General features: G+C 71.3%; 11 protein-coding genes and 1 pseudogene. 10 read left to right on the top strand and 2 right to left on the bottom strand.

Annotation, left to right across the window (positions count from 1 at the left end):
* Positions 1 to 34 precede the first annotated feature (34 nt).
* The 9 genes and pseudogenes from BLV76_RS00215 to BLV76_RS00175 all read left to right on the top strand — a co-directional run bounded on the left by BLV76_RS00215 (position 35) and on the right by BLV76_RS00175 (position 10,295).
* Positions 35 to 1,780, top strand: a complete 1,746-nt coding sequence (locus BLV76_RS00215) for an acetolactate synthase large subunit (RefSeq protein WP_090967323.1) — start codon at positions 35 to 37, stop codon at positions 1,778 to 1,780.
* A gap of 79 nt (positions 1,781 to 1,859) precedes the next feature.
* Positions 1,860 to 2,405: an acetolactate synthase small subunit gene (ilvN, locus tag BLV76_RS00210; RefSeq protein WP_090967322.1), complete on the top strand. Its 546-nt coding sequence runs from the start codon at positions 1,860 to 1,862 to the stop codon at positions 2,403 to 2,405.
* A 50-nt stretch (positions 2,406 to 2,455) separates the two neighbouring features.
* A complete protein-coding gene (ilvC, locus tag BLV76_RS00205; protein ID WP_090967321.1) occupies positions 2,456 to 3,484 on the top strand; it encodes a ketol-acid reductoisomerase in 1,029 nt (342 codons plus the stop codon).
* A gap of 129 nt (positions 3,485 to 3,613) precedes the next feature.
* The gene (locus BLV76_RS00200; protein WP_217630212.1) at positions 3,614 to 4,522 is read left to right on the top strand and encodes a siderophore-interacting protein; all 909 of its coding nucleotides are present in this window, start codon (positions 3,614 to 3,616) and stop codon (positions 4,520 to 4,522) included.
* 58 nt (positions 4,523 to 4,580) lie between these two features.
* Positions 4,581 to 5,459: an iron uptake transporter permease EfeU gene (gene efeU, locus BLV76_RS00195; protein ID WP_090967320.1), complete on the top strand. Its 879-nt coding sequence runs from the start codon at positions 4,581 to 4,583 to the stop codon at positions 5,457 to 5,459.
* 74 nt (positions 5,460 to 5,533) lie between these two features.
* On the top strand, positions 5,534 to 6,715 hold the full coding sequence (gene efeO / locus BLV76_RS00190; RefSeq protein WP_090967319.1) for an iron uptake system protein EfeO: 1,182 nt from the start codon (positions 5,534 to 5,536) through the stop codon (positions 6,713 to 6,715).
* 67 nt (positions 6,716 to 6,782) lie between these two features.
* Positions 6,783 to 8,012 (top strand): annotated as a pseudogene (gene efeB, locus BLV76_RS00185) (iron uptake transporter deferrochelatase/peroxidase subunit); the annotation flags it as partial.
* Between the two features lie 58 nt (positions 8,013 to 8,070).
* Positions 8,071 to 9,543, top strand: coding sequence for a purine-cytosine permease family protein (locus tag BLV76_RS00180; protein WP_090967317.1), 1,473 nt, complete (start codon positions 8,071 to 8,073; stop codon positions 9,541 to 9,543).
* Entirely contained in the window at positions 9,444 to 10,295 is an 852-nt protein-coding gene (locus BLV76_RS00175) for a DsbA family oxidoreductase (RefSeq protein WP_281246144.1), read from the top strand. Before BLV76_RS00180 ends, BLV76_RS00175 begins: the two co-directional genes overlap by 100 nt.
* A 10-nt stretch (positions 10,296 to 10,305) precedes the next feature.
* Here BLV76_RS00175 and BLV76_RS00170 read toward each other — a convergent pair whose 3' ends face one another.
* A complete protein-coding gene (locus tag BLV76_RS00170) occupies positions 10,306 to 10,881 on the bottom strand; it encodes a YdeI/OmpD-associated family protein (protein WP_090967316.1) in 576 nt (191 codons plus the stop codon).
* Positions 10,882 to 11,010: 129 nt separating this feature from the next.
* Here BLV76_RS00170 and serA point away from each other — a divergent pair, with 129 nt between their 5' ends.
* The gene (serA, locus tag BLV76_RS00165) at positions 11,011 to 12,606 is read left to right on the top strand and encodes a phosphoglycerate dehydrogenase (RefSeq protein WP_245734470.1); all 1,596 of its coding nucleotides are present in this window, start codon (positions 11,011 to 11,013) and stop codon (positions 12,604 to 12,606) included.
* Between the two features lie 6 nt (positions 12,607 to 12,612).
* On the opposite strand, the gene yczR is transcribed toward serA, so the two are convergent.
* Positions 12,613 to 14,076 (bottom strand): MocR-like transcription factor YczR, encoded by a 1,464-nt coding sequence (gene yczR, locus BLV76_RS00160; protein ID WP_090967315.1) that lies wholly within the window; start codon positions 14,074 to 14,076, stop codon positions 12,613 to 12,615.
* Positions 14,077 to 14,111: the final 35 nt, after the last annotated feature.

Raw genomic sequence — 14,111 nt, 5'->3', positions numbered from 1 at the left:
TTTGTTGGGCAGGCACGACTCAGGAAGAAGAACCATGACGGAGCAGGGCGGACAGGTCACCGGCGCGCAGAGCCTGGTGACGTCTCTCGAAGCAGCCGGGGTCACCGAGATCTTCGGCATCCCGGGCGGCACCATCCTCCCGGCCTACGACCCCTTGATGGACTCGACGCGGATCCGGCACATCCTGGTCCGCCACGAGCAGGGCGCCGGGCACGCCGCCCAGGGGTACGCCGCGGCGACCGGCAAGGTCGGCGTGTGCATGGCCACCTCGGGCCCCGGTGCGACCAACCTCGTGACGCCGCTCGCGGACGCGATGATGGACTCGGTGCCCATGGTGGCGGTCACCGGACAGGTCGCCGCCTCGATGATCGGCACCGACGCCTTCCAGGAGGCCGACATCCGCGGCATCACGATGCCGGTCACCAAGCACAACTTCCTCGTCACCGACCCCGCCGAGATCCCGCGCACGATCGCCGAGGCGTTCCACATCGCCTCGACCGGCCGCCCCGGCCCGGTCCTGGTCGACATCGCGAAGTCGGCGCAGCAGCAGATGACGACGTACTCCTGGCCCACCGAGCTCAACCTGCCCGGCTACCGGCCGGTGACCACGCCCCACGCGAAGCAGATCAAGGAGGCCGTGCGCCTCATCCGCGAGGCGCGACGCCCGGTCCTCTACGTCGGCGGCGGCGTGATCCGCGCCAACGCCTCGCGCGAGCTCGCCCAGCTCGCCGCGCTCACCGGCATCCCGGTGGTCACCACGCTGATGGCCCGCGGCGCCTTCCCTGACAGCCACCCGCAGCACCTCGGCATGCCCGGCATGCACGGCACGGTCGCCGCGGTGGCCGGCCTGCAGAAGAGCGACCTGATCATCAGCCTCGGCGCCCGCTTCGACGACCGCGTCACCGGCAACCTCGACTCGTTCGCCCCGAACGCCCTCGTCATCCACGCCGACATCGACCCGGCCGAGATCGGCAAGAACCGGCACGCCGACGTGCCGATCGTCGGCGACTGCAAGGAGGTCATCGCCCAGCTCGTGGCGCTCCTGCAGGCCGAGGGCGCCGACGGCGACTACGAGGCGTGGGTCGGTTTCCTGGCCGGGGTGAAGAAGACGTACGCCCTGGGCTACGACGCCCCGGACGACGGTTCGCTCGCCCCGCAGTACGTCCTCGAGCGGCTGAGCGCGATCGCCGGTCCCGACTCGATCTACGCCTCCGGCGTCGGCCAGCACCAGATGTGGGCCTCGCAGTTCATCGGCTACGAGAACCCGCGCACCTGGATCAACTCCGGCGGCCTCGGCACCATGGGCTACGCCGTGCCGGCCGCGATGGGCGCCAAGGTCGGCATGCCCGACACGACGGTCTGGGCGATCGACGGCGACGGCTGCTTCCAGATGACCAACCAGGAGCTCGCCACCTGCGCGATCAACGACATCCCGATCAAGGTCGCGATCATCAACAACGAGTCGCTCGGCATGGTGCGCCAGTGGCAGACGCTCTTCTACAACGAGCGCTACTCCAACACCGACCTGCACTCCAAGCGGATCCCCGACTTCGTGAAGCTGGCCGACGCCTACGGCTGCGTCGGCCTGGCGTGCGAGTCGCCGGAGGAGGTCGACGCGACGATCGAGAAGGCCATGGCGATCGACGACCAGCCGGTCGTGGTCGACTTCCGGGTGCACCGCGACGCGATGGTGTGGCCGATGGTCGCCGCCGGCGCCAGCAACGACGAGATCAAGTACGCGCGCGACCTGGCGCCCCAGTACGACGAGGACGACATCTAGTGGACGAGCGAAGCGACACCACCATCGAACACCGTGCACAGGGAGCCTCGTCGGCGCCCGGAGCGAAGCGAGGACGTCGATGAGCACCAACAAGCACACCTTGTCCGTGCTGGTCGAGAACAAGCCCGGCGTGCTCGCCCGCATCGCGAGCCTGTTCTCGCGACGCGGCTACAACATCGACAGCCTCGCCGTGGGCCCGACCGAGCACCCCGAGATCTCGCGGATGACCATCGTGGTCAACGTCGACGAGTCCCCGCTCGAGCAGGTCACCAAGCAGCTCAACAAGCTGGTCGAGGTCATCAAGATCGTCGAGCTCGACGGTCCCGCCTCGGTCAAGCGCGAGCTGATGCTGGTCAAGGTCCGGGCCGACGCCGCCAGCCGCGGCGCGGTGCTCGACGCGGTCCAGCTCTTCCGCGCCAAGGTCGTCGACGTCGCCCCCGACGCCGTGACCATCCAGGCCGTCGGCAACGCCGACAAGCTCGCCGACCTGCTGCGCGTGCTCGAGCCGTTCGGCATCCGCGAGCTCGTGCAGTCCGGCATGGTCGCCATCGGCCGCGGCACCCGCTCCATCAGCGAGCGCTCCCAGCGCCCGACCGCCGTGCCGGCACCGGCCTCGGCCATCTGAACCACCATCCTGACAAGTGTCACCCAACCCGAATTGAAGGAGAGCCCCCAGTGGCTGAGATGTTCTACGACGACGACGCCGACCTGAGCCTGATCCAGGGCAAGAACGTCGCCGTGATCGGCTACGGCAGCCAGGGCCACGCCCACGCGCTGTCCCTGCGCGACTCGGGTGTCGACGTCCGCATCGGCCTGCAGCCCGGCTCGAAGAGCCGCGAGAAGGCCGAGGCCGAGGGGCTGCGCGTCCTCACCCCCCGCGAGGCGGCGGAGGAGTCCGACCTGATCGTGATCCTCGCCCCCGACCAGCACCAGCGCAAGCTCTACGCCGAGGAGATCGAGCCCGCGCTCACCCCCGGCGACACCCTGGTCTTCGGCCACGGCTTCAACATCCGCTTCGGCTACATCACGCCGCCGGAGGGCGTCGACGTCTTCATGGTCGCGCCCAAGGGCCCCGGCCACCTCGTGCGTCGTGAGTACGTCGACGGCCGCGGCGTCCCGGTGCTCGTCGCCGTCGAGAAGGACGCGTCCGGCGACGCCTGGCCGCTCGCCCTCTCCTACGCCAAGGCGATCGGTGGCCTCCGCGCCGGTGGCATCAAGACCACGTTCACCGAGGAGACCGAGACCGACCTGTTCGGCGAGCAGGCCGTGCTGTGCGGCGGTGCCTCGCAGCTGGTGATGTACGGCTTCGAGACCCTCATCGAGGCCGGCTACCAGCCCGAGGTCGCCTACTTCGAGTGCCTCCACGAGCTCAAGCTGATCGTCGACCTCATGTACGAGGGCGGCATCGCCAAGCAGCGCTGGTCGGTCTCCGACACCGCCGAGTTCGGCGACTACGTCTCCGGCCCGCGCGTGATCACGCCCGACGTGAAGAAGAACATGCAGGACGTCCTCGCCGACATCACCTCCGGCGCGTTCGCCGAGCGCTTCATCACAGACATGGACAACGGCTCGCCGGAGTTCACCGAGTTCCGGAAGAAGGGTGAGTCGCACCCGATCGAGCAGACCGGCCGCGAGCTGCGGAAGCTCATGGCGTGGGTGAAGTCGCACGACTCCGACTACGTCGAGGGCACCGCCGCCCGCTGATCGGCACCCGCCACGCAGGTCGACCGACGCGGCCCTCCCCTGACGCAGGGGAGGGCCGCGTCGTCGTACGACGACAGGTTAGGCTTGCCTAACACGTCGCCCGACGAGCCGCCGATCGAAGAGGTCCCGATGCCCGCCCTGCCCCAGGTCCCGATGCGCGTCCACCGCGCCGAGGTCGTCCGCGTCGAGGAGCTCGCGCCCTGGTTGCGCCGGGTCGTGCTCGGTGGCGCCGGGCTCGCCGACTTCGAGAGCACCGGGGTCGGTGACGAGTACCTCCGCGTGATGTTCCCGCCCGCGGGTGAGGCCGAGCCGAGGCTGCCGGTCGTCGAGGACGGCGTCTTCGACTTCGGCCAGGTCGACCTCGCGCTGCTGCGCACCTACACCGTGCGCGACCACGACCCGGTCGCCGGCGAGGTCACCATCGACTTCGTCGTCCACGACGGCGGCGTCGCGTCGACCTGGGCGCGGAGCGCGAGGCCCGGCGACGTCGTCGGCCTCAACAGCCCCACCGCGATGTACGACGCTCCTGCCGACCTCTCCTGGCAGGTGCTCGCCGCCGACGCCGCCGCGCTGCCGGCGCTGTCGCGGATCATCGAGAACACCCCGGTCGAGGTGCGCACCCGCGTGGTCCTCGAGCTGCCCGACGCCGACACCGACGTGCCGCTGCCGACCCATCCCGGCCTCGACCCTGACTCCGACGTCGTACGCATCGTGTCGGGCAACGGGCACGGACCGAGCCGCCTCCCCGAGGTGGTCGAGTCGCTGACCCGGCCCGACGGCGTCGGCTACGTCTGGGTGGCGGGGGAGAGCAAGGCGCTGCGCGGCGTGCGCAAGCACCTGCGCCACGCGCTGGGCCTGCCCGCCTCGGCCTACAAGTCCGTCGGCTACTGGATCGAGGACGCGGAGAAGTGGCGCGAGGACTACGACGCGCTCGACGCCGGGACGAGGGCGGCGCTGGAGGCGCTCTGGGAGTCCGACCGCCCCGAGGAGGACATCGAGGACGAGTACGACGCGAGGCTGACGGCGCTCGGCCTGTGATCCACGACTCAGACTGAAGAATTAGGCAAGCCTGACCTTAGGTGTAGTCTCCCGATCTGTGCTGGCGAACTACCTGATCGGGCTGCGCGAGGGGCTGGAGGCGGCCCTGGTCGTGAGCATCCTCGTGGCCTACCTGGTCAAGACCGACCGTCGCCACCTGCTCCCGCGGATCTGGGCCGGCGTCGCGCTGGCCGTGGGGGTGAGCCTCGCGTTCGGCGCCACGCTGACCTACGGACCCCGCGGCCTCACCTTCGAGGCGCAGGAGCTCATCGGCGGCAGCCTCTCGATCGTCGCGGTCGGGTTCGTGACGTGGATGATCTTCTGGATGGCTCGCGCCGCGCGCGGCCTCAGCGGTGAGCTCCGCGGCAAGATCGACGACGCCGCCGACGGGGGTCGCTGGTCGCTCGTGCTGGTCGCCGTCCTCGCCGTCGGTCGCGAGGGCCTCGAGACCGCCCTCTTCCTGTGGGCCGCGACGCAGGCCGGCACCCGCGCCGCCACCGGCATCTCGACGCCGACGTGGGAGCCGCTGACCGGCGCGGCCCTCGGGCTGGCCACGGCCGTGCTGCTCGGCTACCTGATCTACCGGGGCGCCGTCAGCATCAACCTCACCAGGTTCTTCACCTGGACCGGGGCCTTCCTGATCCTCGTGGCCGCCGGCGTGCTGGCCTACGGCGTGCACGACCTGCAGGAGGCCCGCTTCCTGCCCGGCCTCGGCGACCTCGCCTTCGACGTCTCCGACACCATCGACGCGAACAGCTGGTACGGCGCGCTCCTCAAGGGCGTCTTCAACTTCTCGCCGGCCACGACCAAGCTCGAGGCCGCCGCCTGGCTGCTCTACGCCATCCCGGTGATGGCCCTCTTCCTCATCACCATCCGTCGCCGCCCGAAGGCGCCCGCGAAGGTCCCGGCGCCCGCGTCGTCGGCTCCCGCCGCCTGACGCCGTCGCCTCCGTCCGGATCCCTCGAGCCCCCACCGCCCACTCGTCCACGACACCTGAAAACGAGCCACCACATGCGCAAGACCACCCTCGCCGCCCCGGTGACCGTGCTGCTGCTCGCGTCGCCGTTCCTGTCCGCGTGCACCGAGAACGCCGACTCCGCCAGCACCGGCGGCGACACGTCCGACCCGCGCGCGCTGACCGTCGACTCCTCGGCCGACGCGTGCACCCTCTCCGCCAGCGAGGCCCCGGCCGGCACGCTGACCTTCGACGTCACGAACTCCGGCGACCAGGTCACCGAGTTCTACCTCCTCGGCGAGGACGGCCTGCGCATCGTCGCCGAGGTCGAGAACGTCGGCCCGAGCATCTCCCGCGCGCTGACGGTCAACGCGCCCGCCGGCCAGTACTTCACCGCGTGCAAGCCCGGCATGACCGGCGAGGGCATCCGCGCCGACTTCACCGTGACCGAGTCCGACCAGGACGTCACCGTGAGCGAGGACCAGGCCCAGCTCGTCGAGGACGCGCAGACCAACTACGCCGCCTACGTCCAGGACCAGTCGGCCCAGCTGCTCGAGAAGACCCGGCAGTTCGTCGAGCACTACGAGTCCGGCGACGACGAGGCCGCCCGCGCGCTCTACCCGGTCGCGCGCACTCACTGGGAGCGCATCGAGACCGTGGCCGAGTCGTTCGGTGACCTCGACCCGATGATGGACGCCCGCGAGGCCGACCTCGAGCCCGGCCAGAAGTGGACCGGCTGGCACCTCATCGAGAAGGACCTCTGGCCCCAGCGCGCCGAGGACTACACCCCGCTCACCGACGAGCAGCGCGTGACCTACGGCGACGACCTGCTCGCCAACACCGAGGAGCTCGACTCCCGCGTGCAGGACCTGACCTACACGGTCGACGGCATCGCCAACGGCTCGCGCGGCCTGCTCGAGGAGGTCGCCACCGGCAAGGTCACCGGCGAGGAGGAGTACTGGTCGCGCACCGACCTCTACGACTTCCAGGCCAACGTCGACGGCGCCCGCGTCGGGTTCGAGGGCGTCAAGCCGATCGTCGAGGAGAAGGACCCCGCCCTCGCCGAGCAGCTCACCACCCGCTTCGACGACCTCCAGGCGCTGCTCGACGAGCAGAAGCGTGGTGACGGCTTCGTCTCCTACGACGACCTGACGCCCGACCAGGTGAAGGCCCTCTCCGACGCCGTCAACGCGCTCTCCGAGCCGCTGTCGAAGCTCACCGCGGCGGTGCTGTCCTGACCGAGCAGCCCGAGCCCACGACCTCGCAGCCCAGCAGCCGCGTCAGCCGACGCGGGCTGCTGGGGGCGGGGTCGCTGCTGCCGGCGTGGCGGGGGCGTACGTCGCCGGGCGGGCCACCGCCGACGCGGCGACCCCGAGCGCGGCCGACGGCGCGCGCTCGTCGTCGTACGCCTTCCGGGGCGAGCGCCAGGCCGGCATCGTCACCCCGGCGCAGGACCGGCTGCACTTCGCGGCCTTCGACGTCGTGACCGACTCGCGTGACGACCTGGTCGCGCTGCTGCAGGCGTGGACCACCGCCGCGGAGCAGATGACCGCGGGCGAGCCCGCCGGCAACGGTGCGGTCGACGGCGACGTCAACCTGCCTCCCGACGACACCGGCGAGGCGCTCGACCTGCCGGCGAGCGGGCTGACCATCACGTTCGGGTTCGGGCCCACGCTCTTCCGCGACGCCGACGGCAAGGACCGGTTCGGACTCGCGGACCGGCAGCCGGCGTCACTGCGCGAGCTCCCGCACTTCCCGGGTGACCTCCTCGACCCGGAGCGCTCGGGCGGCGACCTCTGCATCCAGGCGTGCGCCGACGACCCGCAGGTCGCGGTGCACGCGGTGCGCAACCTGGCCCGGATCGGGTTCGGCACCGTCTCGGTGCGCTGGTCGCAGCTCGGCTTCGGCCGCACCTCGACGACGTCGACGAGCCAGTCGACGCCCCGCAACCTCTTCGGCTTCAAGGACGGCACGGCCAACGTCAAGGCCGAGGAGGCCGACGCGCTCGACCAGCACGTCTGGGTCGGGTCCGGAGACGACGACGCAGCCGCCTGGCTGGTCGGCGGCTCCTACCTCGTCGCCCGCCGGATCAACATGAACATCGAGATCTGGGACCGGCAGCCGCTCGGCGACCAGGAGTCCTTCATCGGCCGCACCAAGGGCACCGGCGCGCCGCTCTCGGGTGGCGAGGAGATGACCGAGCCCGACTTCTCGATGCCCGGCAGCAACGACCAGCCCGTCATCCCGGTGGACTCCCACGTGCGCGTCGTCCACCCGGACACGAACGGCGGCGTGCGGATGCTGCGTCGCGGCTACAACTTCGTCGACGGCTCCAACGCGCTCGGCGGCCTCGACGCCGGGCTGTTCTTCATCGCCTACGTCCGCGACCCCGACACCCACTTCATCCCCGTGCAGCTGGTGATGTCGAAGACCGACGCGCTCGCGGAGTACCTCAAGTTCACCGGCTCCGCGCTCTTCGCCGTGCCGCCCGGCACCGGCCCGGGTGAGCACGTCGGCCAGGCGCTGTTCGCCTGAGTCGTCCGCCACGCGTGCGGTGCTTCCTCCCGGGCCCGAGGTGCGCGACGATTCACGTATGAGCGACACAGTGACCCCGTCCTCGGGCCTCGAGCAGACCCGCCGGCTCGGCGTCGAGACGACGGGCATCGAGATCATCGAGGAGTCCGCACGGACCGCGCGGCCCCAGGACCTGTTCTGGCCGTGGTTCGCCGCCAACGTGTCGGTCTTCGGCCTGAGCTACGCCTCGTTCGTCCTCTACTTCGGCATCTCGTTCTGGCAGAGCGTGGTCGTGTCGGTGATCGGCATCGTCGTGTCGTTCCTGCTCTGCGGGATCATCGCGATCGCGGGCAAGCGCGGCTCCGCGCCGACCATGGTGCTCAGCCGGGCGGCGTTCGGCGTCGACGGCCAGAAGGTGCCGGGCGTCATCTCCTGGCTGGTCTCCATCGGCTGGGAGACGTTCCTGGCGATCCTCGCCGTGCTCGCCACCTCGACGATCTTCACCCGCCTCGGCTGGGGCGGCGGCACCGGGACCAAGGTCGTCGCCGCGGTCGTGGTGGCCGCGCTCATCGTGTCGGCGAGCGTCGCGGGCTACCACATCATCATGCGGATGCAGTCCGTGCTGACCTGGATCACGGGCATCGTCACCGTGCTCTACATGGCACTCACCCTCGACGACATCGACTGGGGCGCGGTGCAGGACATCCCGGCCGGCTCCCTGCAGTCCGTCATCGGCGCACTGGTCATGGTGATGACCGGCTTCGGCCTCGGCTGGATCAACATCGCCGCCGACTGGTCGCGCTACCAGAAGCGCACCGCGTCGGGCCCCTCGATCGTCGCCTGGAACACCGCGGGCGGCGCGCTCGCGCCGGTCGTGCTGGTGCTCTTCGGCCTCGCGCTGGCCGGCTCGTCGACCGACATCCTCGACGGTGTCGCCGGCGACCCGATCGGCACGCTCGCGACGCTGCTGCCGACGTGGTTCCTCGTCCCGTTCCTGCTGGCCGCGATCCTGTCGCTGGTGAGCGGCGCGGTGCTCGGCATCTACTCCTCGGGGCTGACCCTGCTCTCGCTCGGCGTGCGGCTCAAGCGCCCGCAGGCGGCCGCGGTCGACGGCGTGATCCTGACCCTCGGCACGTTCTACGTCGTCTTCGTGGCCCAGGACTTCGCCGGGCCGTTCCAGAGCTTCCTCATCACGCTCGGCGTCCCGCTCGCCGCCTGGGCCGGGATCATGATCTCCGACATCGCCCTGCGCAAGCGCGACTACGACGACGAGGCCCTCTTCGACGCCTCGGGTCGCTACGGGTCGTTCGACTGGTCGTCCATCGGGCTGATGGTCGCCGCGTCGGTCGTCGGCTGGGGCCTGGTCATCAACACGTTCTCCGACGACGCCTCGTGGAACAACTGGCAGGGCTACCTCCTCGGCCCGCTCGGCCTCGGCGGCCGCGACGGTGCGTGGGCGTTCGCCAACCTGGGCGTCCTCTTCGCGCTGCTGATCGGGCTCGTCGGCGGCTACCTGCTCCGGCGTACGACGGTGGCGCGCCAGGAGGCCTGAGCGGGAACACCCGGCGGACCGGCGGTGTTGGTGCGGTCGTGAAGATCGAGATCTGGTCCGACGTCGTCTGCCCGTGGTGCTACATCGGCAAGCGTCGCATCGAGAACGCCCTGGCCGAGTTCGCGCACGCCGACGAGGTGGAGGTGCACTGGCGCTCCTACCAGCTCGACCCGGGCGCGCCGGCCGTGCCGACGGAGAACACCACGGCCATGCTGGCCCGCAAGTACGGCCAGTCGCCCGACGGCGCGAAGCAGATGCAGGACCGCGTCGAGGCCGTCGCGGCCGAGGAGGGCCTGGTCTACCGGCTCTCCGAGACCCTCCACCTCAACACCGTCGACGCCCACCGCGTCATCCACCTCGCGCACGAGCAGGGCGGCAACGAGCTGCAGGGCCGGGTGAAGGAGGCGCTGCTGAAGGCGTACTTCACCGAGGCGCGCAACGTCGCCGACCACGCGGTGCTGCGCGAGCTCGCGGTCGCCGCCGGGCTCGACGGCGCACGCGTCGACGAGGTGCTCGCCGGCACCGAGTTCACCCAGGACGTGCACGCCGACGTGGAGCAGGCGCAGGCCTACGGCGCGACGGGCGTCCCGTTCTTCGTCATCGACGAGAAGTACGGCGTCTCCGGAGCCCAGCCGACCGAGGTGTTCAGCCAGGTCCTCGAGAAGGCGTGGTCGGCGTCGCACCCGAAGATCGAGGTGCTTGCGACCGGTGACGCCGGCGAGGCCTGCGGTCCCGACGGCTGCGCCATCTGAGGCGCGCCGCTCACGGCTGCGACTTGACCCCCTGAGCAGCCTTCCGGGCGGTGGTCGTGATCCGCGCGTCCCGTGTCTCGGGCCGCTTGGCCAGCACGATCCACGTCAGGATCATCTTGCGGGCCGACGGTGACCACGAGTCCCAGTGCTCGCGTGCCCCCGGGTTCGCGTCGAACGCGGCGGCGAGGTCGTCCGGCACGACCAGGTCCTCGACGTCGTCCATGAGGGTCCACATGCCCGTCTGCTTCGCCACCTCGACGGCGGCGACACCGGCCGGCTGCATCAGTCCCGCCTCCTCGAGGCGGGCGATGCGGCCCTTGTTGATGCGGGTCCACATGCTGCCCCTGCGGCGTGGGGCGAACCACATCATCGTGCGGGACTCGTCGACCGGCTTCACCGTGGAGTCGACCCAGCCGTAGCGCAGCGCCTCGAGCACCGACTCCTCGTAGGAGAACGGCCGGTCGGCCGCCCGGCGGGGGGTCACCAGGAACACGCCGGTCGGCTGGGCGTGGTGCTCGTGGAGCCACGCGCTCCACTCCTCGATCGTCCCCGGCTCGAGCCGCTCCGCGTCGTCCATCGCGCCCATCCCCTCAGGCTAGGCGTGGGGTCCGACATGTGGGGAGCCTGTGACCCTGCGGGGCGTCGCGGGTATCGTGACGCGTGCACAGCGTCGTGCAGTCCCGGACACACTCTCTCCACTCTCGAGGACCCCGCTGTGAACGCACCCGTCAAGCCTGTCGTGCTCATCGCCGAAGAGCTGAGCCCCGCCACGATCGAGGCGCTCGGCCCGGACTTCGAGATCCGGCACTGCAACGGCGCCGACCGCGCCGAGCTGATCCCCGCGATCGCCGACGTCGACGCGATCCTGGTCCGCTCCGCGACCAAGGTCGACGCCGAGGCGCTCGCCGCCGCGTCCCGGCTGAAGGTCGTCGCCCGCGCGGGGGTCGGCCTCGACAACGTCGACGTGAAGGCCTCCACCCAGGCCGGCGTCATGGTCGTGAACGCGCCGACCTCCAACATCGTCAGCGCCGCCGAGCTCGCCGTCGCCCTGATGCTCGCCGCGGCCCGCCACATCAGCCCGGCCCACGCCGCGCTGCGGGGCGGGGAGTGGAAGCGGTCGAAGTACACCGGCATCGAGCTCTACGAGAAGACCGTCGGCATCGTCGGCCTCGGCCGCATCGGCGTGCTGGTCGCGCAGCGGCTGAGCGCCTTCGGCATGAAGGTCATCGCCTACGACCCCTACGTCCAGGCCGGCCGCGCCGCGCAGATGGGCGTGCGCCTCGTCGACCTCGACACCCTCCTCGCGGAGTCGGACTTCATGAGCGTCCACCTCCCCAAGACGCCCGAGACCGTCGGCCTGATCGGCGCCGACCAGCTCGCCCGGGCCAAGCAGAGCCTGGTCCTCGTCAACGCCGCGCGCGGCGGCATCGTCGACGAGGCCGCCCTCTACGACGCGCTCAAGACCGGCCAGATCGCGGCCGCGGGCCTCGACGTCTTCGCGTCGGAGCCGTGCACCGACAGCCCGCTCTTCGAGCTCGAGAACGTCGTCGCCACCCCGCACCTCGGCGCCTCGACCGACGAGGCCCAGGAGAAGGCCGGCATCGCGGTCGCGAAGTCGGTCCGCCTGGCCCTCAGCGGTGAGCTCGTGCCCGACGCCGTCAACGTCCAGGGCGGCGTCATCGCCGAGGACGTGCGCCCCGGCATCCCGCTCACCGAGAAGCTCGGCCGCGTCTTCACCGCCCTCGCCGGCGAGACCGCCCAGCAGCTCGACGTGGAGGTGCGCGGCGAGATCACGGAGTACGACGTCAAGGTGCTCGAGCTGGCCGCGCTGAAGGGCGTCTTCGCCGACATCGTCGAGGAGCAGGTCTCCTACGTGAACGCACCGCTGCTGGCGGCCGAGCGCGGCACCGAGGTGCGCCTCCTGACCGAGGCCGAGAGCCCCGACCACCGCAACCTGATCACGCTGCGGGGCACCCTCGCCGACGGCACCCAGGTCTCGGTCAGCGGCACGCTCGTCGGGCTCGCGCAGAAGGAGCGGCTCGTCGAGGTCAACGGCTTCGACGTCGACCTCGAGCCCGCCACCCACCTCGCCTTCCTCACCTACGAGGACCGTCCCGGCATGGTCGGCGTCATCGGTGGGATCCTCGGCGACGCGTCGGTCAACATCGCCGGCATGCAGGTCTCGCGCCAGGAGCAGGGCGGTGCCGCGCTCGTCGCGCTGAGCGTCGACTCGGCCATCCCGGCCGACACCCTCGCCGAGATCGAGTCGGCCATGCAGGCCGCCTCGGTGCGCGCGGTCAACCTGTCCTGACGGCTCCTAGGCCACCATCACCCGGCCGGCGGACCCACGACGCGATCGTGGGGACGTTGGCCGGTGTGCGTCCGCGGTGACGTGCTCCCACGCGGCGGCGAGGCGGCGTACGGCCTCGGTCAGGTCGTCCGATGAGGCGGTCCACGGGATCCGGACGTAGCGGTCGAGCCCGCCCTCGACCGCGAAGACCGGACCGGGCGCCACCACCACGCCGCGGCGCTCGGCCTCGGCGGTCGTGGCCGTCGCGAGCGGCTCGGGCAGCTCGCACCAGAGCGCGAGGCCACCATCGGGCACCCGGAACCGCCACTCCGGCAGGTGCTCGCCCAGCGCGGTGACGAGCGCGTCGCGACCGGCGACCAGCCGCTCGCGGTGGGCCGGCAGCACCTCGTCAGCGTGCTCCATCAGGTCGGCCAGGACCAGCTGCTCGAAGACCGGCGCGCCGAGGTCGAGCCCGATCCGCGCCTGGAGGAGGCGCTCCATGTCGGCGAGCGGTGCCCGGACCCAGCCCAGCCGCAGCCCGCCCCAGTAGGACTTGCTCGCGCTGCCGATCGTGATGGCCCCGTCGGCGTACGCCGCCATCGGCCGCGGCATCGACTCGGCGAGCCCCGGCGCCAGGGCGAGCGCCTGGTGCGCCTCGTCGGCGACGACGGTCGTGCGGGTGCGGGCCAGCGCAGCGCCGAGCTCCTCGCGCTGCGCGTCGGACATCAGGTGTCCGGTCGGGTTCTGGAAGTCGGGGATCAGGTAGGCCAGCCGCGGTGAGGTCTGGCGCATGGTCGCCGCCATGGTGTCGAGGTCCCAGCCGTCCGGGTCGACCGCGGCGGGCACCAGCCGTGCACCGGCGTGGCGGATGGCCTGCGTCGCGTTGGGGTAGGTCGGTGACTCCACGACGACGCGCTCGCCCGGAGCGGTGAAGGCCTGCGCGACGATCGACGCCGCCGCGAGCGCGCCGGCGGTGACCATGACCTGCTCCGGGACGGTCGGCAGCCCGCGGGCGTCGTAGGCCGCCGCGATCCGCGCCTGGAGCGCCGGGACGCCGAGCGGGAAGTAGCCGGGGCCGCTCAGGTAGGCGGGGAGCTGCGCGGTCGCGCGCTGGTAGGACTCCACCAGCCCGGGCGGGGCGGAGTGGGCCGCGCAGTTGAGGTCGATCACGTCCTCGCCGCCGGTCCCCGGCATCAGGGCCCGGTCGTGGGAGCGGCGCTGCCCGCCCGGCACTCTTGTGAAGGTGCCCGACCCGCGTCGCGCCTCGGCGTACCCCGACTCGCGCAGCACCTCGTAGGCCCGGGTCACGGTGGTGCGGGAGACGTCGAGCGCCGCGGTGAGCTCGCGCTCGCTCGGCAGGCGTACGCCGATCCCGATCCGGCCGTCGCCGATGAGGACGCGCAAGCCCTCCGCCAGGCCCAGGTAGGCAGGGGAACGCGGGAAGTCGCCCGCCAGGGTGGCTACGCGCTGGGCGCTGACGACGCGGCTCATGCAGGCCACTGTTCCACGATTGGCTATGTCGGACA

Source organism: Nocardioides exalbidus (assembly GCF_900105585.1).
In the GTDB taxonomy this organism is placed as follows: domain Bacteria; phylum Actinomycetota; class Actinomycetes; order Propionibacteriales; family Nocardioidaceae; genus Nocardioides; species Nocardioides exalbidus.
The sequence above is the reverse complement of the archived record's forward strand: the minus strand, read 5'-3'. Positions and strand labels throughout refer to the sequence as shown.

Coding starts and splice junctions, on each gene's coding strand:
- ilvN (WP_090967322.1), top strand. CDS start 1,860: ATGAGCACCAACAAGCACACCTTGTCCGTGCTGGTCGAGAACAAGCCC.
- BLV76_RS00180 (WP_090967317.1), top strand. CDS start 8,071: ATGAGCGACACAGTGACCCCGTCCTCGGGCCTCGAGCAGACCCGCCGG.
- yczR (WP_090967315.1), bottom strand. CDS start 14,076: ATGAGCCGCGTCGTCAGCGCCCAGCGCGTAGCCACCCTGGCGGGCGAC.
- BLV76_RS00200 (WP_217630212.1), top strand. CDS start 3,614: ATGCCCGCCCTGCCCCAGGTCCCGATGCGCGTCCACCGCGCCGAGGTC.
- BLV76_RS00215 (WP_090967323.1), top strand. CDS start 35: ATGACGGAGCAGGGCGGACAGGTCACCGGCGCGCAGAGCCTGGTGACG.
- efeO (WP_090967319.1), top strand. CDS start 5,534: ATGCGCAAGACCACCCTCGCCGCCCCGGTGACCGTGCTGCTGCTCGCG.
- BLV76_RS00170 (WP_090967316.1), bottom strand. CDS start 10,881: ATGGGCGCGATGGACGACGCGGAGCGGCTCGAGCCGGGGACGATCGAG.